General features: G+C 66.7%; 19 protein-coding genes. All 19 read left to right on the forward strand.

Annotation, left to right across the window (positions count from 1 at the left end; all coding sequences use genetic code 11):
- Positions 1–195 precede the first annotated feature (195 nt).
- Complete coding sequence (locus VGL40_05165; protein ID HEY3314657.1) at positions 196–1,563, forward strand: DNA polymerase Y family protein; 1,368 nt, start codon at positions 196–198, stop codon at positions 1,561–1,563.
- Positions 1,560–1,769 carry a DUF6504 family protein gene (locus VGL40_05170; protein HEY3314658.1) on the forward strand — a complete coding sequence of 70 codons (210 nt, stop codon included), beginning with the start codon at positions 1,560–1,562 and terminating at the stop codon, positions 1,767–1,769. The genes VGL40_05165 and VGL40_05170 overlap by 4 nt, the downstream gene beginning before the upstream one ends.
- An 18-nt stretch (positions 1,770–1,787) precedes the next feature.
- Complete coding sequence (locus VGL40_05175; protein ID HEY3314659.1) at positions 1,788–5,078, forward strand: DNA polymerase III subunit alpha; 3,291 nt, start codon at positions 1,788–1,790, stop codon at positions 5,076–5,078.
- Positions 5,079–5,628: 550 nt separating this feature from the next.
- Positions 5,629–7,017 carry an aminotransferase class I/II-fold pyridoxal phosphate-dependent enzyme gene (locus tag VGL40_05180; protein ID HEY3314660.1) on the forward strand — a complete coding sequence of 463 codons (1,389 nt, stop codon included), beginning with the start codon at positions 5,629–5,631 and terminating at the stop codon, positions 7,015–7,017.
- Between the two features lie 444 nt (positions 7,018–7,461).
- Entirely contained in the window at positions 7,462–8,196 is a 735-nt protein-coding gene (locus VGL40_05185; protein HEY3314661.1) for a FadR/GntR family transcriptional regulator, read from the forward strand.
- 86 nt (positions 8,197–8,282) lie between these two features.
- Positions 8,283–9,989 carry an ABC transporter substrate-binding protein gene (locus tag VGL40_05190; GenBank protein HEY3314662.1) on the forward strand — a complete coding sequence of 569 codons (1,707 nt, stop codon included), beginning with the start codon at positions 8,283–8,285 and terminating at the stop codon, positions 9,987–9,989.
- 109 nt (positions 9,990–10,098) lie between these two features.
- Positions 10,099–11,052, forward strand: coding sequence for an ABC transporter permease (locus VGL40_05195; GenBank protein HEY3314663.1), 954 nt, complete (start codon positions 10,099–10,101; stop codon positions 11,050–11,052).
- Between the two features lie 24 nt (positions 11,053–11,076).
- Positions 11,077–11,949, forward strand: coding sequence for an ABC transporter permease (locus VGL40_05200; protein ID HEY3314664.1), 873 nt, complete (start codon positions 11,077–11,079; stop codon positions 11,947–11,949).
- Positions 11,950–11,973: 24 nt separating this feature from the next.
- A complete protein-coding gene (locus VGL40_05205; protein ID HEY3314665.1) occupies positions 11,974–13,800 on the forward strand; it encodes an FAD-binding protein in 1,827 nt (608 codons plus the stop codon).
- A 10-nt stretch (positions 13,801–13,810) separates the two neighbouring features.
- On the forward strand, positions 13,811–14,170 hold the full coding sequence (locus VGL40_05210; protein ID HEY3314666.1) for a 2Fe-2S iron-sulfur cluster-binding protein: 360 nt from the start codon (positions 13,811–13,813) through the stop codon (positions 14,168–14,170).
- Between the two features lie 16 nt (positions 14,171–14,186).
- A complete protein-coding gene (locus VGL40_05215) occupies positions 14,187–15,506 on the forward strand; it encodes an amidohydrolase family protein (protein HEY3314667.1) in 1,320 nt (439 codons plus the stop codon).
- Positions 15,507–15,555: 49 nt separating this feature from the next.
- Positions 15,556–16,587, forward strand: coding sequence for an ABC transporter ATP-binding protein (locus VGL40_05220; GenBank protein HEY3314668.1), 1,032 nt, complete (start codon positions 15,556–15,558; stop codon positions 16,585–16,587).
- Positions 16,584–17,573 carry an oligopeptide/dipeptide ABC transporter ATP-binding protein gene (locus tag VGL40_05225; GenBank protein HEY3314669.1) on the forward strand — a complete coding sequence of 330 codons (990 nt, stop codon included), beginning with the start codon at positions 16,584–16,586 and terminating at the stop codon, positions 17,571–17,573. The genes VGL40_05220 and VGL40_05225 overlap by 4 nt, the downstream gene beginning before the upstream one ends.
- Before the next feature lie 5 nt (positions 17,574–17,578).
- Complete coding sequence (locus VGL40_05230; GenBank protein HEY3314670.1) at positions 17,579–18,088, forward strand: L-2-amino-thiazoline-4-carboxylic acid hydrolase; 510 nt, start codon at positions 17,579–17,581, stop codon at positions 18,086–18,088.
- A gap of 44 nt (positions 18,089–18,132) precedes the next feature.
- Entirely contained in the window at positions 18,133–19,545 is a 1,413-nt protein-coding gene (locus VGL40_05235) for an aminotransferase class V-fold PLP-dependent enzyme (GenBank protein HEY3314671.1), read from the forward strand.
- 46 nt (positions 19,546–19,591) lie between these two features.
- On the forward strand, positions 19,592–20,839 hold the full coding sequence (locus VGL40_05240; GenBank protein HEY3314672.1) for a M20 family metallopeptidase: 1,248 nt from the start codon (positions 19,592–19,594) through the stop codon (positions 20,837–20,839).
- A 70-nt stretch (positions 20,840–20,909) separates the two neighbouring features.
- On the forward strand, positions 20,910–22,097 hold the full coding sequence (locus VGL40_05245) for a DUF362 domain-containing protein (GenBank protein HEY3314673.1): 1,188 nt from the start codon (positions 20,910–20,912) through the stop codon (positions 22,095–22,097).
- Between the two features lie 224 nt (positions 22,098–22,321).
- Positions 22,322–23,074 carry a peptidoglycan-binding protein gene (locus VGL40_05250; GenBank protein ID HEY3314674.1) on the forward strand — a complete coding sequence of 251 codons (753 nt, stop codon included), beginning with the start codon at positions 22,322–22,324 and terminating at the stop codon, positions 23,072–23,074.
- A gap of 79 nt (positions 23,075–23,153) precedes the next feature.
- The coding region (locus VGL40_05255; GenBank protein ID HEY3314675.1) for a hypothetical protein at positions 23,154–23,746 on the forward strand (593 nt) is incomplete at its 3' end.

The raw sequence follows: 23,746 nt of genomic DNA on the forward strand, positions 1-23,746 counted from the left end.
GGGACGTAGGCCACCACGGCGAGGACGGCGACCAGGGTGACGATGATGATGGGCGGATCCCCGGCCCCACCTGAGCTGGAAGGAAGTCCCTAAAGCCGAGGGCCGCGGGTCGATTGACAGCCACCCGAGGGGTGGGTATAATGAGCTTAGACCCGAACAGGTGTTCGGGACAGATTTATACTCGGGGTGGGGGTCATGCGTCGAATCGCTTTTATCGAGGTTCGTGGACTCTTGTGCGGGGCTCTGGCCGAGGGGCTCATTGAAGCGAGGGGTCAGGACGGTGATGACCGGCCGGCGGCCGGGGCGAAGGTGGTCATCAAAGACGGCCGGGTCCTTGACTTCTCGGCCGAGGCCGGGGCCGCCGGAGTCCTGGTCGGCGTCCGCGAACGCCATGCTAAGCAGGCCTGCCACTGGGCCAAATTGGTCGACTATGACGAGGCTGCCTACCGCCCCGTGGTCAGCTCGTTCTTCGACCTCCTTATAAACCTCTCGCCGGTCATCGAACCGGTTTCGGAAACCCAGGCTTTCGTCGATTTGACCGGTCTCCGGGCGGAAGGCGAGGCCCTAGCCGCCCTGGTCGGCTCGGCCGTCCCGAGGATGGCCTTCAAGCTTTGGATCGGAATAGCTTCCTCCAAGCTCGTGGCCAAGGCCGCCGTGCTCGGCTCCCAGGGAGCCTATACGCCGGCCCGACTGACCCAGGTGACGACCATGCCAGGCGCGGAGATCATCGAGGTTCTCAGGGGCGGCGAGGCCGACTACCTGGCGCCGCTGCCGCCCGATCGGCTCTGGCGGCTCGATGAAGCCACCGTCTCGAAGCTCGAAGGGCTGGGGATCACGACCATCGGGCAGCTGGCCCACCTGCCCCAGGGCCAGTTGAACCGGCGCTTTGGTCTTGGCGGCCGGCTCATCCTCGACCTCGCCCGCGGCCTGGACCCAGCTCCAGTGCGCCCGCTCTATCCGCGGCGGGAGTTCGAAGAGAGGTTACCTTTCGATGCCGGCGTGTCCGACGCCAAGGTCGTCGCCGCCGCCGCCGGCCGGTTGGCCGTCAAGCTGAGCCGTCGCTTGAGCCAGAACTTTGAGGGTTGCCGGCGGGTCCTCCTCGAAGTGCGGGCCGGGCCGACGGCCTACCACGCAGCCCGCGGTTTTCCCCGGCCGGAGTCCTCGGCCGCTACTCTCAAGGGGGCGCTGATGACCCTTCTCTCCAGGCTGACAATCAATGAACCGGTGACTTCGCTCAAGGCCGTGGCCGGTGACCTCACCCCCCTGTCGGGCCTGCAGCCAGACCTGTTCTACGAACCCGTCGCGGTGTCCCACGAGCGGGCCAAGGCCCGGGAAGGGCTGGGAGGGACGATTGAAGCCCTGCGCCAGAAGTACTCCGACCGGGTGATCGCCTTCGGCAAGGATGACGAGGTGCCCCGGCGCGAAAGGATGCTGGCCCTTTGGGATCCCTACCGCTCAGGGAGGAGCGAACCATGTCCCGTATCGTCGACTGCCGCATCTCGGTCGAACTCAACCCCGACCATACCCCACGGGCCTTCCGTCACCGCGCTTTCCACCGGGTGAAAGAGATCCTCGACCGGTGGGTCGAGGCCGGCGAATGGTGGGACGGGGACGGTCCAAAGGAAGTCTTTCGGGTAGCCACTGACGACGGCGGGGTCTTCGAGCTGTCGCGGGAGGTGGAGAAAAGGTCCTCGGGCCCGCAGGACGCAAAGCCGGCCGGATTAGGCGCAAACGGAGAAGAGTGGAAACTCTACAAGATCTATGACTGATTGAAACGGGGCCCGACGATGACCTTCTCACACCTGCACGTCCACAGTCAGTTTTCCTTCCTCGATGGGGCCGGCCGCATCGAGGACCTGGTAAGCAAATCCGCCGATGACGGTTCTCCGGCCATCGCCGTGACCGACCACAGTAATCTCAGCGTGGCTGTCCCGTTGGCCAAGGCCGCCAAGGCCGCCGGGATCAAAGCTATCCAAGGGGTCGAGCTATGGGTAGCTACTCCGCTCGCGTCCGAGCCGGAAAAGTCCGCCGGCGACGCCAGCGCCGGCGTGGCTGGCGGGCACCTAACCTTGCTGGCCCAGAACCCCCGTGGTTACGCCAACATCTGCCGCCTGGTCAGCCGAGCCCACCTGGAGAATCCCCGACTGGATCCGCGGGTTTGGCCGGCGGCGCTCCGGGTGAATAGTGAAGAGGTCATCGCCCTCTCCGGCTGCCGCCGCGGCGAGATCCCTTCGCTGATCCTGCGAGGTCGCCACCAGGAGGCTTTGGAAGTCGCCGGCCGCTATCGCGACCTCTTCGGACCCGACCGTTTCTTCATCGAGTTGCAAGATGAACTCCTACCCGGGACGACCGCCCTCGTCAAGGACTTGAAGGAGTTGGCCGACCGGTTGGGCCTCCGGGTCGTGGCCACCAACAACGTCCATTACCTGACCAAAGCAGGTTTTCCCACTCACGACCTGCTGACCTGTGTCCGGACCCTGACGACCATCGGTGAGGTGCACCCCGAACGCCGACTCAACGCCGAGAACTACCTCAAGTCGCCGACCGAGATGGTCGCCCTCTTCAGGGCCCACCCCGAGGCCGTCCGCACCACCGAGGAGATTGCCGAGCGCTGCCAGCCCGCGCTGGACTTGGGGGCCAACCTCTTCCCCAAGTTCACCGTGCCCCTGGGGGAGACGGCGGGCTCGTTCCTCCGCAAGGTAGCCAGTCAGGGCGCCGTCTGGCGTTACCGGACGATCACTCCAGACATCCGCGGCCGTCTCGACCACGAGCTCGACATCATCACCAAGCTGGGCTACGAGGACTACTTCTTGCTCGTCTGGGATGTCGCCAAGTACGCCCGTGGTCAGGGGATTCGGTTCGCCGGGCGAGGTTCGGCCGCCGACTCAGCGGTGGCCTATTGCCTGGGGATCACCGACGTCGATGCGATTCGGCGGGGCCTCCTCTTTGAGCGCTTCATGAGCCTGGAAAGGGCCGAGAAACCGGACATCGACATCGATTTCGACGCCCGTCACCGTGACCGTGTGACCCGTTACATCTATGAGCGCTATGGGGCCGACCGGGTGGCGACGGTCGCTACCTTCAACACCTTTCAAGGACGCTCGGCCATCCGCGACCTCGGGAAGGTCCTGGATTTCCCCCCCGAGGAGCTCGACCGGTTGGCCAAGAGGCTTCCCTGGATCGGCGCCGATGAATTGAAGCTGGCCTTTGAGGGGCTCCCGGAACTCAGGCAGGGCGGCCTGCTTCCGGTCAGGCGCTATCAGAAGCTCTTTGAGGCGGCGGCCGAGGTTGCCGGATTCCCCCGGCACCTCGGAACCCACCTTGGCGGGGTGGTCATCTCGGCCTGCCCGTTGAACGAGGTTACCGCCCTTCAGGAGGCGGCCAAAGGCGTCGTCGTCTGCCAGATGGACAAGACGCAGGTCGAGGACGCCGGTCTGGTCAAGCTGGATCTCCTTTGCCTGAGGACGATGGGCGCAGTCGAAGAGTCGGTCCGAGCCATCCAAACCGCGGCCCGGGGCACCCCGCCCGCGGCCTCCGCCACCCCGCCAGGGCCGCCGGCAGGCGCCTTCGACTACGACCAAATCCCGATGGACGACCCCGAGGTCTACAAGCTCCTTCAGACGGGGAAGACGATCGGCGTCTTCCAGCTCGAGAGCCCGGCTCAGCGGGCCCTCCAGGCCCGCCTGGGGACGGAGGACATCGAGGACATCGTCGCCAGCGTGGCCCTCATCCGGCCGGGCCCGATCAAGGGCAACATGGTTGAGCCGTTCATCGCCCGCCGGCGCGGGCGGGAGCCGGTCACCTACCTGCATCCGGCCCTCGAGCCGATCCTCGAAAGGACCTATGGCGTCGTCCTTTTCCAGGAGCAGGTCATCGAGATAGCCACGGCCGTCGCCGGTTTCACCCCGGGGGAGGCCGACCGTCTTCGCCGGGTGATGAGCCATGCCCGCTCGCGCAAGGACATGGAGGAGATCGGCCGCCTCTTCGTGGAGAAGGCGCGGGCCAAAGGGGTCGAGGGGGAGGTGGCCGAGACCGTCTTCGGCTACATGGCCGGGTACGCCAGCTATGGGTTCTGCGAGGCCCACGCGGCGGCCTTCGCCAGTACTGCTTACAAGACGGCCTACCTCCTCCGGTACCACCCGGCTGAGTTCTTCGCCGGCATCCTGACCCTTCAGCCGATGGGCTATTACCCACCCAACACCATCTGCGTCGAGGCCAGGCGACGTGGGGTGGCCATCCTTCAGCCCGACGTCAACAAAAGCGGCGAGGCTTTCCAGGTCGAGACGATCAATGGACGCGAGACGGCCGAAGGGGATCCGCCGAAACAGGGCATCCGCATCGCCCTCAAGAGGGTCAAGGGGATGAGCAGCCAAGCCCTGGGCTCGATCATCAAAGGCCGCGGCGAGCGGCCCTTCGCTGATCTCTTTGACTTCTGCGCCCGGACCACGGTCGACCGTGACATCATCGAGAACCTGATCAAGGTCGGCGCCTTCGACTCGCGGGAGCCGAACCGCCGGGCGCTTCTCTGGTCGCTCGACGACGCCCTGGCCCGGGGAAGCGTGGGCGGACTGCTGGAGGTGGCCGAGCCGGCCCCGCCAAGCCCGGCCATCGATGACTTCACCGAGTTCGAGAAGATCGCCTTCGAGCATCAACTCCTGGAGATCCAGGTCAGGCGGCACTATATGAGCCTGCTCCGGGAAAGACTAAGGGCCGCCGGCTTTTGCGCCAGTCGTTCCCTGGCGGCGATGAGCCGCGGCCGTCCGGTGAAGATCGCTGGATTGTTGGTCCGGCCTCATCGTCCGCCGACCAAGAGCGGAAGGACCGTGGTCTTCCTGTCCCTCGAGGACGAGTTCGGGCTGGCCGACGTGACCGTCTTCGAATCCGTTTACCAGAAATACGGGCAGTACATCTTCTGCGATCCCTGTCCGCCGCTGATCGTCTGGGGCCAGATCGAACGGCGGGGGAAGGGGGTCAGCGTTACCGCCGAACGGCTGGCCCACCTGGACCCGAAGGACCTGCCGCGGGACCCGACCGCGCCGCGGTGGCGGGCGAAAAGCCTGCGGGAGTATCAGCCGTAGAGGCGGGGTCGCGGCCCCCAACGTCCGGCTGCGAGCCGGCAGGTTCGGCATCCTCATAGGTCGAGCGGGTAATGGTCGGGCCGGTCGTCGAAGGCCAGGACCCCGTGCCGACCATTACCAGGAGGTCCATCCGGCCGAGGTCGGCGGGGGCCAACAGGTGGCCATTGCGCAAGAGCAGAGGATTCAAAGATTCCACAGGCAGATGAGGTCAACCTCCCCGTTGGCCGACCGCCGGGCGCGCTGAGTCGCACCGGGCGATGAGCCCGCCAATAGGTGCCAAACCGCCGAGGCCGACTTGGCCTCGGCGTCGTCTTGGCCTCCCCGCCCAGCCTTCCCTCGAGCGGTCGGCCAACGACCTCGGGTCATTTGTCGGTCAACCGTCCCCTCAAGACGGACAACCCCTCGACCGCGAATCGACTTGCACAACATTGTGCACAATGTTAGGATGGAACCAGAAGCCTGCCCATCCAACCCTCAGCACAACCATCCAAACACCTTTATAGCTTGGGAAATGCAGCACTGACCAGCTCCTATCGGGAGGTCTCAAGAGATGAATCCTGAGGTTTCGACCGAAGACGTTCGCGAAGTGGCGGGAACCGTCGGCGCGACCGCCCCGGCCCGCCCCTCGAACGGGGGGGGCCGCCAACTCGAGAAGCGGGAACGACTGCTCCGCGGGGAAGTCGACCTCTTCCAGGATAGCCTGGCCGACTTCTACGACCTGCCCGACGAAGATATCTTCGCCAAGAGCAAGCCATTCTGGCGTTTCACCTCCCTCAACAAGCAGAGTGGCTACTACATGTACCAGCGGACGCTGCTGGGTCCCTCGGCCCATCGGGTCAAGGTCCGTGACGAGGTCACCGGCCAAGTCCGCGAGATGGTCATGATGGCCTCCAACAACTACCTCGGGCTGACCACCCACCCACGGGTCATCGAGGCAGGGATCAAGGCCTACGAAAAATACGGCGGAGGGGCCGGCAGCGTCCCCCTCCTAGCCGGGACCATCGACTTGCACACCGAGCTCGAGCGAAAACTGGCCAGGTTCAAGGGGTGCGAGGAGGCCATCGTCTTCCCGGCCGGTTACTCCTCCAACGTCGGCTGCGTCGCGGCCCTCGCCCGCCAGGGTGACGTCATCGTCAACGACATCCTCAACCACGCCAGCATCGTCGACGGCTCCAGGCTCTCCGGGGCGACCATCAAGGTCTTCCCGCACAACAAGACGGACGTACTTGACAAGCTCCTCGGCCGGCTCCGCCGCTCGGGCGAGGCCCGGGGCATCCTGGTCATCGTCGACGGCGTCTTCTCCATGGACGGGGACATCGCCCCGCTGCCCGATCTGATCAACGTGTGCCGCAAACACGGGGCGAGGCTGATGATCGACGAGGCCCACGCCACCGGAGTCATCGGCCAGAACGGCCACGGGACCCCTGAGCACTGGGGGGTCGACGGGCAGGTCGACATCGTCGCCGGGACCCTCTCCAAGGGCCTCGGCGGGATTGGCGGGTTCGTCGCTTCGAACAAGGAAGTCGTCAACTACCTTCGGTTCTATGCCCGGTCCTACATGTTTTCGACGGCCCTGCCGCCGGCCGTGTCGGCCTCCCTCAACGCCGCCCTCGACGTCATCGAGGAGGAGCCGGAGCTGCGGACGGCTCTCTGGAGGAACATCGTCTACATGCGGGAGCACCTCCGGGCCTTGGGCTGGGACCTCGGCAACGCCGAGACGGCCATCTTCCCGCTGATCATCGGGGACGACCGCAAAGTCAAGGAGATGGGTAGCCGCCTCGACGCCATGGGCATCTACGTCAACCCGGTCTTCTACCCGGCCGTGGCCCGAAAGCTTTCGCGGATCCGCCTCTCGCTGATGGCCACCCACACCCGGAAGGACCTTGACGATACGCTGGCGGCCATCGAAAAGGCGGGGAAGGACGTTGGAGCGATCTGAGCCACCGATTCGCCGGATTCACTTGAGTCGACCCAAGGACCCGGGAAACCCTGGGTCCCTTTTTTTGTCAGCCCAGACCATTCCATTGAGTTTTTTGCCTAGTTAGCAGGGATGTCCGTGGACACCGTCGAATTGGTCAAGACATCTGACCAGCTGGATACCCTGGCCACCTGACCGGGCCTGGCCGACCGAGCCATCCACGTGAGTGCCAAGATCGAACGCCAAAACCGAACGCCAAAACCGAACGCACGCTGGTGGGAGCACCAGAACCCGGAGGCCGAATACCGACCGCCTGGTCAAAGCCCGCCGAGCCAATGAGGCCGCGGGCTTTGGTACAGCAGCGGAGTCCGATGCGGCGTCCGGAGTGATCGGACACAGTTCGTTTGGACGCACCCGTCGGACAATCTCGGCCATCGTTGGTCGTTTGAAGGGGGGTGAGAACCTGTGACTCCGTTCGCGGCGATTCGCACTAAGAAGGTCTATGAAGAGATCATCGAGCAGATCGAGGCCCTGATCACCGCCGGCGACCTGAAGCCGGGGCAGCAACTGCCTCCCGAGCGAGAGCTGGCTCAGCGGCTTGGGGTCTCGAGGCCGTCGATGCGGGAGGCCTTCAGCATCCTCGAGACGTTGGGCGTGATCGAGATCCGCGCCGGCGATGGGTCCTACGTCGCCAAGCGGCTGCCGGCTTCCTTGCTCAGCCCGATGGCCCTCTCGCTCGACCGGACCAGGCGGCGGATCCTCGAATCGTACGAGGTCCGTCAGGTGCTCGAGATCGAGGCGGCCCGCCTCGCGGCCGAGCGCGCCACGGCCGAGGACCGGGCCGAGATGGGGCGGATTTACGACCGACTGGCCGCCGCCTATCTGGGCGGTCGGGTCCCGGAGGATGGCGACACGTCCTTGCACCTGGCCGTGGCCCGAATGACCCACAACGAGGTCCTTTGTCAGTTGCTCGACGACCTGCAGGGCATCTTGCTCAAGATCAGCCACGTCTTCTACCGGTCGGTCGTCAATCACGAGACCGGGGAGGAGCAGATCGAAGAAGCCGTGTCCGACTTCAATCACATCGCTCAGGCCGTCGTCGCCGGCGACCCCGACCGGGCCGCCGTGGCGATGAAGACCCACCTCGACCGGGTCAAGCCGATGATCATCAGCGGGTTGAAGGAAGAAGACATCGACTAGGGGCGCCCCCGGCCCCGGCCGAGGTTGATTCGAACCGCAATGAAGGCCGAGCCTAAAGGCTGAGGCAGAAGAAAGGGGAGAACAAGTTGACCGCTATCCACAGCCGCCTCCGCGGCAAGGGCTGGGCCAGGACGCTGTCCGTCCTGATCGCCTGCATCCTTCTCCTGACCCTGGTTCTCAGCGGATGCAGCGGGGCCAAGACGGCCAAGCGCGAGAACGTCCTGGTCATCGCCGGCGACACCGACCTTGATACCGCCCTCTGGACCCAGTCCGGTCTGTTCCTCATCGACCAGCTCCTGACGATCATGGGTGAGCCTCTCGTCTACGTGCAGCCGGATGGCACGGTTCAGCCGGCCCTGGCCGATAGCTACGAGATGTCCACCGACGGGATGGTCTACACCTTCCATCTCAACCCCAAGGCGAAATGGCAGGACGGCCAGCCGGTCACGGCCAAGGACGTCGCCTTCACCATCGAGCAGACCATCCTGCCCGATACGCCGTCGGGCGGCGGCCCCAGCCTCCTGCTGAAGGGTGCCGATGAGTTCGCCACGGGCAAGGCCAAGTCGGTCTCGGGCGTCGAGATCGTCAACGACCAGACCATCAAGCTGACCTTCGCCGAGAAGTCCGGCCAGGTCCTGGCCATCCTCGCCGCCGACGCCATCCTCCCGTATCACCTCCTGGGCAACGTCGCGTCGAACAAGATGGTCGACGACCCCTTCAACACCAAGCCCATCTACTGCGGCCCTTACAAGCTGACCAGCTGGACCAAGGGCAGCGAGATCGTCTTTGAGCGGTTCGCCGACTTCTTCGGGCCGAAACCGGCCTTCGACAAGATCATCTACCGGATCATCCCCGAGCCGGCGACGGCCATCGCCGAGTTGAAGGCGGGCAAGGTCGACGTGGTCATGAACGTCCCCGTCGACGACTACGCCGGCCTCACCGCCGACGCGAACTTCAAGGGCGTCCAGACCAAGGGACCCTATGGGCGCCACCTGATGATCAACCAGAACAAGCCGGAGTGGAAGGACCTCAAGGTTCGCCAGGCCCTGACCTACGCCTTCGACTGGAAGGGCGTCCTCGACGGACTCTACAAGGGCAAGGGCACCCTTTCCACCAGCCTGTTCCATCCCGACAACTGGGAGTACAACAAGAACCTCCAGCCTTACGAGTACAACCCGGATAAGGCCAAGCAGCTCCTGGCCGAGGCCGGCTGGAAGGACACCAACAATGACGGCGTCGTCGAGGCCCACGGGGTCAAGGGGGTCAAGGACGGCCAGAAGCTGACGGTGGTCTTCCCGGTGACCAAGAAGTTGCAGGAGGACATCTCCCTGGTCCTCAAGGATCAGTTGGCCAAGATCGGCATTTCGGCCACCGTCCAGAACTATGAGGCCAGCGCCTTCTACGCCGACGTCTACACCAAGGGCGGCACCAAGTGGGACCTGATCATGATGCAGTGGGGCAACTCCTTTGTCGGCGCCTGGCCCTCCTCGCGGGCCGTGGAGTTCAACTTCGGCGGCGTCGGGACCACCCAGCACAAGCGGGAAGGTTGGGACGACAAGGCCCTGGCGGCCAAGATCGACGAGGTCATGCGCACCCCCGACCAGGCCAAGGCCAAGCCGATCTGGGACGACATTCAGAAGACCATCTATGACAACGTCTACCGGATTCACGCCTTCCGCGAAGATGCCTACATTGTCTACAACGCCAAGCTCAACGTCGACGCCAGCCAGCCGATCTGGGACATGATGTGGCTCAAGTTGAGCCGCGGCGCCGGTTGGAGCGACCTCAAGTAGCCCGGTACCAAGGTGCCCCGTGGGCGGCGCGCAACGTCGCCCGCGGGGCGACCTCCTCGGGCAGCCTCCGACAGACCCGGCCGTCTCTTTTCTGAGGGAGTGAGGCCAGTTGGCCAAGTTCATCACCAGACGAGTCCTCCAGGCCATCCCCATCCTGATCGGCATCTCGCTGCTGGTCTTCTTGATGGTCAAGCTGGTTCCGGGCGACCCCATCAACGCCATCGTCCCTCCGGAGAAGCAGTCTCTGGTGGACCTCGCCGCCATCCGCCATCAATACGGGTTGGACAAGCCCTTCCTCGAGCAGTACCTGTTCATGATGAAGGGCATCTTTACCGGCAGCCTGGTCTCCTTCAGCCAGCGCGTCCCGGCGATGACGATGATCGCCCGGACCCTCCCGGTGACGGCCCTTCTCGGGGTGACCTCGTTGATCATCTCGCTGATTCTCGGGGTAGCCCTGGGGGCCTTCGTCTCCCGACGGCCCTTCGGCCCGGCCGACCAGACCTTCTCCGTCCTGTCGCTGGGCGGGCTGTCGATGCCGACCTTCGTCAGCGCCCTCATCCTGATCTACTTCCTCACCGAGAAGCTTCGCCTCTTGCCGGCTTCGGGAATTCTGCCTCCGGGCGTCCAGGCCTGGTCCCTGGGGGGCATCCTGCCGCACATGGTGATGCCCGTCCTGACCATGTCCTTCGGGCTCTTGCCCGAGTTCTACCGTTTCACCCGGTCCTCGATGTTCGAGGTCCTCAGCGAGGACTACGTGCGGACGGCTCGGGCCAAGGGGCTCGCCGAAAGGACGGTCTTCCTGGTCCACGCCCTGCGCAACGGACTCCTCCCGGTCCTTACGATGTTCGGGCTGAACATCCCATACGTCCTGGGCGGTTCGGTGGTCCTCGAGAGCGTCTTCGCCATCCCCGGGATGGGGCGCCTGGCCATCACCGCCGCCATGGCCCGTGACTACCCGCTGATCATCACGACCAACCTCATCGCCGCCGTCCTGGTGATCGGCTCGAACCTCCTGACCGACATCCTTTACGGCGTCGCCGACCCGCGGGTCAAGCTGCACTAGCCGCCGACGCTGGAGGAGTGGGATATGGCAAAGGAAAACGCAAAGAAGGTCCGAGGCCGGCGGCGCTCGCTCTGGCGGCGCTTCCGACGGTCGCGGGCGGCCGTCGTCGGCCTTGGCATCATCCTCGCCCTCGTCCTCGGGGCGGTCTTCGCCGGGGCCATCGCGCCCTACCAGCCCGACCAGCCGAACCTCAAGGCCCGCCTGGTCCATCCGTCGCCGCAGCACCTCTTCGGCACGGATCAGCTTGGTCGGGACGTCTTCTCGCGGGTCCTTTACGCCGGGAGGGTCTCGCTCAGCGTGGCCACGGTGGCCGTGCTCATCGTCATCTCGTTGGGTGTCTTCGTCGGGGCGGTGGCCGGTTACGCCGGCGGCCTCGTCGACACGATTTTGATGCGCTTGACCGACGTCATCCTGGCCTTTCCGACCTTCTTCCTGATGCTCGGGATCGTCGCCCTCTTCGGGCGCTCCATCCCCGTGCTCATCCTGGTCATCGGGTTGACCTCCTGGCCGACGACGGCCCGCATCGTTCGTAGCGAGTACCTGTCGTGGAAGGAGCGCGAGTTTGTCCTGGCCGCCCGGGCCACCGGGACCAGCCGCACCCGCATCCTCTTCCGCCACATCCTGCCCAACGTGATGGGCTCGGTGCTGGTCATCGCCACCCTCCAGGTGGCCTGGGCCATCCTGGCCGAGGCCGGCCTGTCCTTCATCGGCCTCGGGGTCCAGCCGCCCACGGCCAGCCTCGGCAACATGGTCGCCGATGGTCGCTCGTACCTGCGCGAGGCCCCCTGGGTCACGCTCATGCCGGGGCTCGTCGTCTTCCTCTGCGTGATGTCCTTCAACCTGATCGGCGACGCTCTCCGGGACGCCTTCGACCCGAAGATGGACATCCGTGGCTAAACAGTGAGAGGAGTCACACCAACCGTGCGCAACGACGCCACTGATCGCTATATCGAGACCGACGTCCTGATCGTCGGGGCCGCCGCGGCCGGGGCCCGGGCGGCCATCTCGGCCATGGCCGAGGGGGTCAGGACGCTGGTCGTCACTAAGAGCCGCTTCGCCAAGGGCGGAGCGACCCCGACGGCCAACGCCGCCGACCTGACCATCGACGGGCTGAGCGCGGCCGAGATCGGCCTTCCCGGCGACCGCCGCGACAGCCCCGAGCAGTTCTTCCGGGACATCGTCGCCGACGGCCTCTACCTCAACAACCAGAAGATGGTCGAGGCCTACGTCCGCGAGAACCCGCCGGCCACCCGCGACCTGATCGACTGGGGGATGAAGGTCTACTCCTTCGAGGAGGCCCACTCCCAGAAGTACGTACGGGGAATCAACACCTCCGGCAAGGAGTTGCTCAAGGCCCTCGGACGTGGTCTGGCCGCGAACCCGCCTGAATGGCTCGAGGACCACATGGTCGTCGACCTCCTGACCAACGACGGGGTGGTCTGCGGGGCCGTCGCCGTCGACCAGCGCTATGGCGGGATCACCGTGATCAGTTGCAGGGCCGTGGTCATCGCCACCGGCGGTTGGCAGAACGGTTGGTCCATCAACTCGGCCTCGACTGACCTGACCGGGGACGGCCAGGCGATGGCCTATCGCGCCGGCGCCGAGTTGATCGACATGGAGATGGTCCAGGCCATGCCGGTGTGCCTGATCTGGCCGCCGTCGCTGCGGAACAGCTACCTCACCTACGTCCTGGCCGAGTGCGGCGTGGGTAGGCTCCTCAATGCCAACGGGGAGCGCTTCATGCAGCGCTATGACCCGCGGATGCTCGAGCGGAGCACCAAGGAGATCGTCTCCGTGGCCACCGCCCTCGAGGTCCGGGCCGGCCGCGGGACCCCCCACGGCGGGGTCTACTACACCCTCGAGGGGACGACCCGCGAGGAGTACGAGGCCGCCGTCGAGGCCGTCGCCCAGTACGCCCAGGGGAGCATCCAGTTCAAGGAGGGCTTCCCGAAGGTCGCCAGGGAGGCCTTCGAGGGCCGCGCCTTCGAGGTCGGCAACCTGATGCACTACATGATGGGCGGCATCCGGACCGATGAGGACGGCCGGGCGAACGTCCCCGGTCTCTTCGCCGCCGGCGAGTGCACCGGCGGATTGTGGGGCGCCAGCCGGGTCTCCTCGGCGGTCAGCGAGGCGGTCATCCACGGGCGCATCGCCGGCCGGACGGCCGGGCGCTTCGCCAAGACCGCCGGCCTGGCCGCCGTCGACCGCGACCAGGTGGCCGCGGTCAAGACCCGGGTCCTCGCGCCGCTGGCGAGCGAGGGGGGACCGGCCCCTTATGAGGTCAAGCGGAAGATCCAGGACATCGCCGCCCGCGGCATCGGGATCGTCAAGGACGGCAATGAACTGGACCAGGCGCTGACCGAGCTGACCGAGATCGAGCGGGAAGACTTGCCGCGTCTGACCCTGACCGGCGCCAAGTCGCGGCTGGTCAACACCGAATGGGCGGAAGCTCTCCAGTTGCGAAACCTGGTCGAGGTCCTCAAACTGAGCGCGGCCGGTGCGCGACACCGTGAGGAGAGCCGGGGTTCCCACTACCGGCGGGACGCGGTGGTCATGGACAACGATCGTTGGCTCTGCAACATCGTCATCAGCCGGTCCGGCGACCGCGCCGTCCTCAAGGAGACCCCGGTCGTGGTGACCACCATCGAGCCGCCCAAGGGTCGGATGACCTACGAACAAGCCAAGCGAGTGGCCACGGCTTCGCTGTCCATCGTCGCCGAAGAACCCGGCCAGAAGAGGGATGAGTGAGGTGCCGACGATGAAGACCACCAACCAATCGGCGACCGCCGACCACGCCGAGGCCAGGACCGTCAGGACGATCAAGCTCGAGTGCTTCCGCTTCGACCCGGAGCGCGACGAGGCCCCCCGTTTCCAGACCTACGAGGTGCTCCTCGACGGAGAGATGCGGGTCAGCGACTGCCTCGAATACATCCGTGAGAACCTTGACCCGACTTTGGCCTTCTTCGTCAACTGCAAGCGGGGCACGTGCGGCCGCTGCACGATGAGGATCAACGGCAAGCCCCAACTGGCCTGCCTGACCGTGGTCGACGGGGACACCCGGGTCGAGCCGGTCAAGGTCGGAGAGGTCATCCGCGACCTCTGGGTCAAGTCGATCTGAGGTGGGAGGGATGACCATGAACGGGCTGCTCGGAAACGAGGCCAGCGGGCGGAAGCCCGAGCGAATCGCCCTCGTCGGCGGAAAGCTCATCGACGGCACCGGCGCCCCGCCGGTGCCGGACGGGGTCGTCTTGATCAGCGACGGCCTGATCGAGGCCGCCGGCCCGCGGGCCCGGGTCGGCCTGCCGGCCGGCTACCGGGTCGTCGACTGTGCTCGGAAGGGCGTCCTGCCGGGCCTGGCCGACATGCACGTCCACCTGTGCGGCGGCTGGGACGGCGAGTCCAGCGAGATGCTGGGCTTCCAGCGCTACCTCAACGCCTTCCTCTACGCCGGCGTGACCACCGTCTTCGACGTGGGCAACGTCTTCCCGTTCATCATCCAGGTCCGCCGGGAGATCGAGGCCGGGCGCATCCCGGGCCCGCGGGTCCACACCGTCGGACCGCTCCTCGACGGCCCCGACCCCTTCTGGTTCCCGCTCTCCCGGGTGATCACCTCGGTCGCCCAGATCCCGTCGGTCGTCGCCCAGCTCAAGGCGGCCGGCGTCGACGCCCTCAAGGCGTACTCCCAGCTGTCCCCGGTCCACCTGCAGGCCCTCGTCCGTGAGGGCGCGTCGCACGGCCTTCCGGTTATCCTCGACGCCTGGTACTCCAACGGCTCCTATGACTTGATGAAGAGCACCGGCATCGCCGCCTGGGGCCACCTTGATTCCTTCGAACCCATGACCGAGCGGGAGATCGAGTACATGCGCACCATGAAGATCGGCCAGCTGACCACGCTGACTGTCTTCGAGGCCTTCTCCCGGCGTCGCCTGCGCGACCTGGCCTTCCTGAAGGAGCCGATCATCGCCGACACGACGCCACCGTATGTCTTCGAGGAGCTCCGGGCCTACGCGGCCAGGGCCATCGCCGACCCCTCGGCCGGGCAATCGGCCGCCGTCGGCCGCCTCGAGGTCGGGCTGAAGAACGCCAAGGCCCTTCACGACGCGGGGGTCCTCCTGGTGGCCGGGACCGACGCCCCCTACCCCGGCGACTTCCAGGGGGAGGGGCTCCATCGTGAGCTTGAGCTGCTGGTCGAGGCGGGACTCGAGCCGGTGGAGGCGATCGCCTGCGCCACCGGCAACGCCGCCAGGTTCGTTCGGGCCGAGTCGAAGTGGGGAACCCTGGCCCCCGGGCTGGCCGCCGACGTCATCGTCGTCGACGGCGACCCGGCCGAGCGCATCGGCGACTCGCGCCGGATCGACCTGGTCATCCAGGGCGGTGTCCCCCTTGACCGCTCCACCCTCCGCTACGACCCGGCTCGGGAGGTCGACTTCCGGCCGGTGAAGGGAATCACCTGACGACCGACCGGGCCCAAAGGCCCGATGCCCTTTGAAGGTTGGTGAGAGCATGAGCGAAGCACCGTTGCTCGAGGTCAGGGACCTCGAGACGTCCTTCTTCACTGGTGACGGTGTGGTCAAGGCGGTCGACTGCGTCTCCCTGCGCCTCGGCCGCGGCGAGACCCTCGGCCTCGTCGGCGAGAGCGGCTGCGGGAAGAGCGTCACCTCGCTGTCCGTTCTGCGCCTCATCCCCGACCCGCCCGGACGGATCACCGGCGGGCGGATCCTCTTCGACGGCCGCGACCTCCTCTCGGCCAGCGCCGAGGAGATGCGCAAGATCCGCGGCAACCAGATCTCGATGATCTTCCAGGAACCGATGACCTCGCTGAATCCGGTCTACACCGTCGGCTTCCAGGTCGCCGAATCGCTCCGTCTCCACCAGGGGATGGACAAGGCCCGGGCCCGGGCGAGGGCCGTCGATATGCTCCACCTGGTCGGCATCCCCATGCCCGAGCGGCGGGTCGACGATTACCCGCACCAGATGTCCGGCGGCATGCGCCAGCGGGTGATGATCGCTATGGCCCTGGCTTGTGAGCCCCGGCTGCTGATCGCCGACGAGCCGACGACGGCCCTCGACGTGACCATCCAGGCCCAGATCCTCGAGCTGATGAAGGAGCTCAAGGAACGCCTCGGGATGTCGATCCTTTTCATCACCCACGACCTCGGCGTCGTCGCCGAGATGGCCCAGCGAGTGGCGGTCATGTACGCCGGTCAGGTGGTCGAAGAGGCCGACGTCCGGTCACTCTTCAAGGAGCCGCTTCACCCCTATACCCAAGGACTTCTGGCCAGCATCCCCGGGCTCGAAGCGGCCGCCGGGCCGCTCTATGCGATCGAGGGTACCGTGCCGAGCCTGCTCGACCTGCCCCCCGGTTGCCGGTTCGCCGACCGCTGCCCGAAGGTCATGGAGATCTGCCGGACCAAGCCGCCGGCCCTCACCAGGCTTCAGCCGGCCGTCTCAACCGGGCTTCAGCCGGCGGCCGCGGGTGAGTCGGGGCGGTCTGTCCGCTGCTGGCTGCAGGCGAAGGGGGGCGCAGCCTCGTGAGCGCGGTGCCGCTGGTCGAGGTCAGGGAGCTCAAGAAGTGGTTCCCGGTCAGAGACGGGGTCGTCGCCCGGACCGTCGGGGCGATCAAGGCCGTCGACGGGGTCAGTTTCACGGTCACCGCCGGGGAGACCCTCGGACTGGTCGGGGAGAGCGGCTGCGGCAAGACGACCACCGGCCGGATGATCCTCGGGCTCATTCCGCCGACCTCCGGCGAGGTCCTCTTCGAGGGGCAGCCCGTCTTCAAGCTCGGCGGGGCCGCCCTGCGCCGGTTCCGCCACGACACCCAGGTCGTCTTCCAGGACCCTTACGCCTCGCTCAACCCGCGGATGTCGGTCGGCGAGATCGTCGCTGAGCCCCTTCTCGTCCATCGGGCCGCCCGTGGGCACGAGCGGGTCGAGCGGGTCGAAGGACTCCTGGCCGTGGTCGGCCTGGACCAGAACTACCTGCGGCGCTTCCCCCACGAACTCAGCGGCGGGCAGCGCCAGCGGGTCGGGATCGCCCGGGCCCTGGCCCTGAACCCGAAGTTCGTGGTCTGCGACGAGCCCGTCTCGGCCCTCGACGTATCCGTCCGCTCGCAGGTCCTCAACCTGCTTGAGCGACTGCAGGCTCGGTTCGGCCTGACCTACCTGTTCATCTCCCACGACCTCTCCGTGGTCAAGCACATCTCCACCCGGGTCGGGGTGATGTACCTCGGCAAGTTGATCGAGCTGGCCGACAAGGCCGACCTCTACCGTCGTCCCGCCCACCCCTATTCGCGGGCCCTCATCTCGGCGATCCCCAGGCCGGACCCGGAAGCCAAGTCGAAGCGGATCATCCTCGAAGGCGACGTGCCGAGTCCCGCCGATCCCCCAGCGGGCTGCCGCTTCCACGTTCGCTGCCGCTATGCCATGGCGCGGTGCAAGACTGACGAGCCGGCCTTGAGAGACCTCGGCGGCGGCCACTTGGTCGCCTGCCACCTGGCTGAGGAACTGCCGAAAGGGGACTGACAACGATGGATGAGAAGCGTCCCCCCGCGGAAGGGACGGTCACCGTCGAAGAGGCCACCGAACAGGTCAAGTTGATGGCCCGGCGGATGGCCATGATGTACCACCACATCGGCCAAGTCCTCGTCGAGAGACTGGGCCAGGACCAGGCCAAGGAGATCCTCCGCGAGTCGATCAAGCGCTACGGAAACGAGTGCGGCGAGATGGTCCGCCAGAGGGTCCTGGCCATGGGCCTGCCCCTGACGGCCGAGAACTTCGAGAAGGTCCCCGACCTCCCCAAGTATGGTTGGGAGACGGAATGGGCCTTCGACGAGAAAGGCGTGGCCCGCCCCCGGGTGACCCACTGCCCCCTGGCCGCCGTCTGGCTCGAGAAGGGCTCCGCCGAACTGGGCCGCCTCTACTGCGGCGTCGATCAGGCCAAGTACGAGAGCTACGGCGGGCTGTCCTGCGTCCATCGGAAGAACCTCCTCGACGGAGACGGCCAATGCCTCTTCGCCATCGGGGAGAAGCAGGGTTGACCGCTTCACGGGCCGAATAATGCAGCGGGGGGATACGATACTCAATGGCCGCGACTACGCTGCGCTACCGGATCGAGGACGCCCGCTCGCTGGTGGTCGGGGTGGGCCGGCCCGTGCCGCTCCTGGACGGGCGGGCCGTCCCCTACGTCAACCTCGATAACGCCGCCAGTACGCCGCCGCTCCGACCCGTCCTCGACAAGCTGAACCAGTTCATGGAGTGGTACTCCAGCGTCCACCGGGGGGCCGGCTACAAATCGCGGGTGGCCACCAAGGCCTATGACGAGGCCCACGAGATCGTCGCCGACTTCCTCGGCGCCGACCTCCGTTACAACACGGTCATCTTTGTCAAGAACGCCACCGAGGCAGTGAACAAGCTGGCCCACCGGATGGCGAGGATAGACGGGCTGGTCATCGCCACCGGGATGGAGCATCATTCGAACGACCTCCCCTGGCGGCGGACCGGGCCGATGGACTACGTCGAGGTCGACAGGCGTGGAGCCCTCATCCCCGAGGACCTCGAAGAGAAGTTGAAGCGCCACCAAGGGCGGGTCAAGCTGGTTGCCGTCACCGGGGCCTCGAACGTGACCGGCTTCACCAACCCGATTCACGAACTGGCCGCGCTGGCTCACCGATACGGGGCCAAGATCCTCGTCGACGTGGCTCAATTGGCGCCCCACCGCCGGGTCGACATGCGGCCCGACGACGACCCGACCCACCTGGACTATCTGGTCCTCTCGGGGCACAAGATTTACGCCCCCTATGGGACGGGGGCCCTCATCGGGCCGAAGTCGACCTTCCTCAGCGGCGACCCGGACCTGGTCGGCGGGGGAACGGTGGACATCGTCACCGTCGACAGCGTCGCTTGGACCGGCCTGCCGGATAAAGAGGAAGCCGGCTCGCCCAACGTCGCCGGGGCCGTCACCATGGCCAAGGCCATGCTGGTCCTCAAGGACATCGGGATGGACCAGGTGGCCGAGCACGAGAAGAGCTTGACCCGCTATGCTCTGGAGAGGATGGCCGACATCCCCGGGCTGCGGGTCTACGGCTCGGCCGACCCGGATGAGGTCGGCGGCAGGCTCGGGGTCATTTCCTTCAACCTGGGGGACACCCCGCACGCCCTCGTCGCCGCGGTCCTCGCCTATGAGGCCGGGGTCGGCGTCCGCAACGGTTGCTTCTGCGCCCACCCGTACCTGCTGAAGCTGCTGGCGGTGCCGGAAGACGAAGCCAAGCGGCGCCGCGACGAGATCCTTCGCCACGACCGCACGAACCTGCCGGGGATGGTCCGGGCCAGCTTCGGAATATACAACGACCGGGGCGACGTCGACCGGCTGGTCGATGCCCTCAGACTCATCAGCGGGCGGTCCTACCGAGGCCGCTACCGGCTCGAGCCCTTCCACGGGGCGTACTACCCCGAGGGCTTTGAGTGGGCCCTCGGCGAGGCCTGGGGCTGGGAATGAACGAACGGCCGCGGTCCCGAGAGGGGCCGCGGCCTTGCACTGGGAGGTGCCTACCCTGATAAAGACGGCCAACGATGATCTGGCGGCCTTGAAAGAATTGGCCTGCCGGGCGGTGGACGAGACCAGGGCGACCCTGGCAGAGTTAGCCATGGCCATTCACGCCCACCCGGAGCTGGGCTTCGAGGAAAGGCGGGCGGTCGGACTGATCACCCGGATCCTCGAGGCTAACGGGTTCAAGGTTTCCCGGGAGGCGGCCGGCCTGGAGACAGCCTTCGTCGCCGAAGCCGCGGCCGAAGGGGGCGGGGGCGATGGCGCCGGCGCGGTATCCGACCGTGCCGGCCGGACGGTCGGCATCCTGGCCGAATACGACGCCCTGCCGGAGATGGGTCACGCTTGCGGGCACAACCTCATCGCCGCCTCGGCGGTCGGGGCCGGCTTGGCCGTCAGGCGCGCCCTGGAAGCGGGGAAGGTGACCGGGACGGTGAAGGTCTTCGGGACCCCGGCCGAGGAAGGCGGCGGGGGGAAGGTGCTCATGGCCGGCGCCGGTCTCTTCGACGGGCTGACCGCGGCCCTGGCCATGCACCCGAGCCAGCAGAACGCGGTCGGCGGCTCATGCCTGGCCGTCCGTCCCTTCACCTTTCGTTTCCGTGGTCGACCGGCCCACGCGGCGGCCTCGCCCCACGACGGGATTAACGCCCTCGACGCGGTCATCGCCACCTTCAACGGGGTCAACGCCTTGCGGCAGCAAGTCAAGCCGGACGTCCGGATCCACGGGATCATCACCAAGGGCGGCACGGCGCCGAACATCATCCCCGAACTGGCCGAGGCCCGCTTCGCCGTCCGTGCGGCCAAGGTCGACTACCTGGCCGAGGTGGCGGAGAAGGTGGTCAACTGCGCCCGGGCCGGGGCCCTGGCCACCGGTGCCACCCTGGAGGTCAAACAGGGGCTGGAATACGCCGACATCCTGCCCTGCCCGCCGCTCTCCGACCTGATGAGGGCGAACATGGAGAGGCTGGGCCTGACTGTTCGCGACCTCACCGGCACGGTCACCCCGGCCTCCAGCGACCTGGGCAACGTCAGCCACGTCGTGCCGATGGAGGAAGGCAACTTCGCTCTCGTCCCGCCCGAGGTCGCCTACCACACCGAGGCGTTCTGCCGAGCGGCGGGTTCCGCGGCGGCCGCCGACGTCGTCGTCGCGGCGGCCAAGGCCATCGCCATGACCGCCCTTGACCTGCTGGTCTCGGACGACGCAGCCGAGCGGGTCCGGGAAGGCTACACCGTGGCCAAAGGGTAGAAACGCGCCGAGCGGGGCATAGTCCTCGTCGGCCACCCGCGAGACACCCGCCACCTGGAGATGAAAGCTGATGACCCACCCGCCAGTATCGATTGTCAGGTGCGGCACCTATGACCAGGCGGCCGTCGACGCCGCCGTGGCCGAGAGCATTCGGCTCGTCGGCGGGATGGGGCGCTATGTCCAACCGGGGCAGAGGGTCCTCATCAAGGTCAACCTGCTGTCCCGGAAGAAGCCGGAAGAAGCGGTGACCACCCACCCCGCCGTCGTTGAGGCCGTTGTCAAGCTGGTCCAGGCGGCGGGGGGCAGACCGGTCATCGGCGACAGCCCGGCCGGGCCGTACACCGGACATCGGATGACCCAGATGTACCGGGTCACGGGGATGGAAGAGGTCGCCCGACGAACGGGGGCCGCCCTCAACGATGACTTCGGCGAAGCCACCCGGTCTTTCGCCGGCGGGGCTTTGTTCAAGAGCTTCAGCCTCACCCGGTCCGTCCTGGACGCCGACGTGGTCATCGCCATGCCGAAGTTGAAGACCCACGGCCTGACCGCCTATACCGGGGCGGTGAAGATCCTCTTCGGCTGCATCCCCGGGATGGGAAAGGTTGAATACCACGTCCGCCTGCCAAGGCTGGAGGACTTCGCCGGGATGCTGGTCGACCTGGCCCTCTGCGTCAGGCCGGCCCTGACGGTGATGGACGCCGTCGTCGGCATGGACGGGCCGGGGCCGTCGGCCGGGCGGATCAGACCGGTCGGCTTGATCATCGCCAGTCCGGACCCATTCGCCCTCGATGTCGCCGCCGTGTCCGCCGTGGGCCACGACCCCGGAAGGATCCCGACCATCGCCGCGGCCGGCCGGCGGGGGCTCCCGGCCCGCATCGAAGATGTCAATATACTCGGCGCGCCGCTCGATGAGGTCCGCCTGCACGACTTCGTCCTGCCCGGGACGGGCGGTATTCAGTCGGTCCAGAACCGCCTGCCGGGGCCCCTGAATCGGGCCATTCGCACCGCCATCAGCCCCCGACCCGTCTTTCACCACGACCTATGCACCGGCTGTGCCGACTGCTTCACGAGTTGCCCGCCCAAGGCCATCGAGATGCGGAAGGTGGCCGCGGATGGCCGGGGCGATCAGAAGGGCGCCGCCCGCCCCCATGTCGACCTGGGCCGGTGCATCCGCTGCTTCTGCTGTCAGGAGCTATGCCCACAGAAAGCTGTCGAGGTCCATCGGCCGTGGCTGTCGAGGGGGCTCCTGAGGACCTAGGATCGGGTGACGCCGCGGAACGCGTTCCTGCTCCGCGACCCAGACACAAAGGCCCGCCGGATTGCCGGCGGGCCTTCTCGTAACCGCTCGCCACCTTGTTATGCAACCTCACCCTTGTCACGCAGCGGGAATAGGATGGGGCAGACCAGGCGTCCGCGGCCGGCCGCGCCCCGCGGGCCACCCACGGGCCGATGGACAGGTATCGCGCCAGGGGGAGGAGTCCGGTGGCAGCCCTCGACGACGCCCTCACCTATTTCCCGTTCGGCAGCCGCATCCTTCGGTTGACCGTCCCCCGCCTTCATGGGACCGACGTGAAGATCCTGCAGCACCTGTGCAACGCCAGCCCAACGGTCCATGGGGAGGTCCCCACCGACGGCCTCTATGGGTCGGAGACGGCCAGGGCGGTCCAGCGCCTGCAGGCCCTGTTCGAGGTGGACGGCGATGGGTTTGCCGGACCGAAGACCTACTACGCCCTGGGTCACCTGACCGGGGGATACCTCGTCAACGGGCCGGAATTCGGGAGCCGCCCGCTGGCCGAGGGGGACACCGGCAACGACGTCCGGATCCTCCAGAACCGGCTGGTGGCCAGCGGGTCAAGCTTCGCCCGTATCCTCGGGCGTTCCCCGGACGGGGAGTTCGATCTCCGCACCACCCAGGCCCTGCTGGCCTATCAGGAGGCCATCCAGGGGCTGAACCCCGGGGTCCCGGTGACCGGTACGGCCGGGCCGGAGACCTATGACTCGCTCTGGGTCTTCAGCGGTTACGGCGGGCGGACCCTCCGCCGGCGGCGGAAGGGCCACGACGTCTACTCCCTCCAGAAGACGCTCACCCAGACCGGCTTGTTCAGTGGCGAGGAGGACGGCTTTTTCGGACCGATGACCGAAGCCGCCGTCAGGCGTCTGCAGAGGGAGGCCGGGTCGACCGTCGACGGGGTGGCCGGCTCAGAGGTCTTCTACCACTTGGCACTGTGCCTATGAGATCTCGCCCGAAATCTCTTCCGGACGGTGGCCGGATGTGGTAGTCTTTGGGCGTAAGCCACTTTAGGGGGGACGACCGGTGCGTTTTCTCCGGGCCCTCTTGTTGACCGTATTCCTCCTGGTCCTCCTGGTGGACCTGGTCGTGGTCGAAGTCGCCCTTGGACTCAACGGAACCGTGCTCAGTCCCGGCTATGTCATCGGCGGCCTCGACCGCGCCGGGGCCTACCAGACCTTCCGCGACCTGGCCGTGAAGTCACTGACCGAAGGCGCCACCGACCAATCCGCCAAGATCATGGCCGAGGCGGTCGCCGAGGCGGCCACCCCTGAGCTTCTCCGGTCGCAGGTCCAGATCATCCTGCCGAAGCTCTACGGCCTGGTCAAGGACCCCCAACCGCAGCCCACGCTGGTGATCGACCTGACCGAGTTCAAGGCGACCTTCCTGGCCTCCATCGAACGGCGGGCCAAAGAACTGGGCGCGCCCAAGTCGGTGATCGCCGAGGTCAAGGCCGAGCTGTCGGCGGCCGTCCCAAAACAGCTCGACCTGATCAAGAGCCTGCGGCTCGACCCCCAGGACCTGACCGCAATCGCCGGCTATTACCACACCTATCAGTCCGGCCTGGCCGGCGCGGCGGTCCTGGCGATCGTCCTGATCATCCTGATCGTCGTCCTCGC

The organism is Bacillota bacterium, assembly GCA_036504675.1.
In the GTDB taxonomy this organism is placed as follows: Bacteria; Bacillota; Sulfobacillia; order JAJYWN01; family JAJZPE01; genus DASXUT01.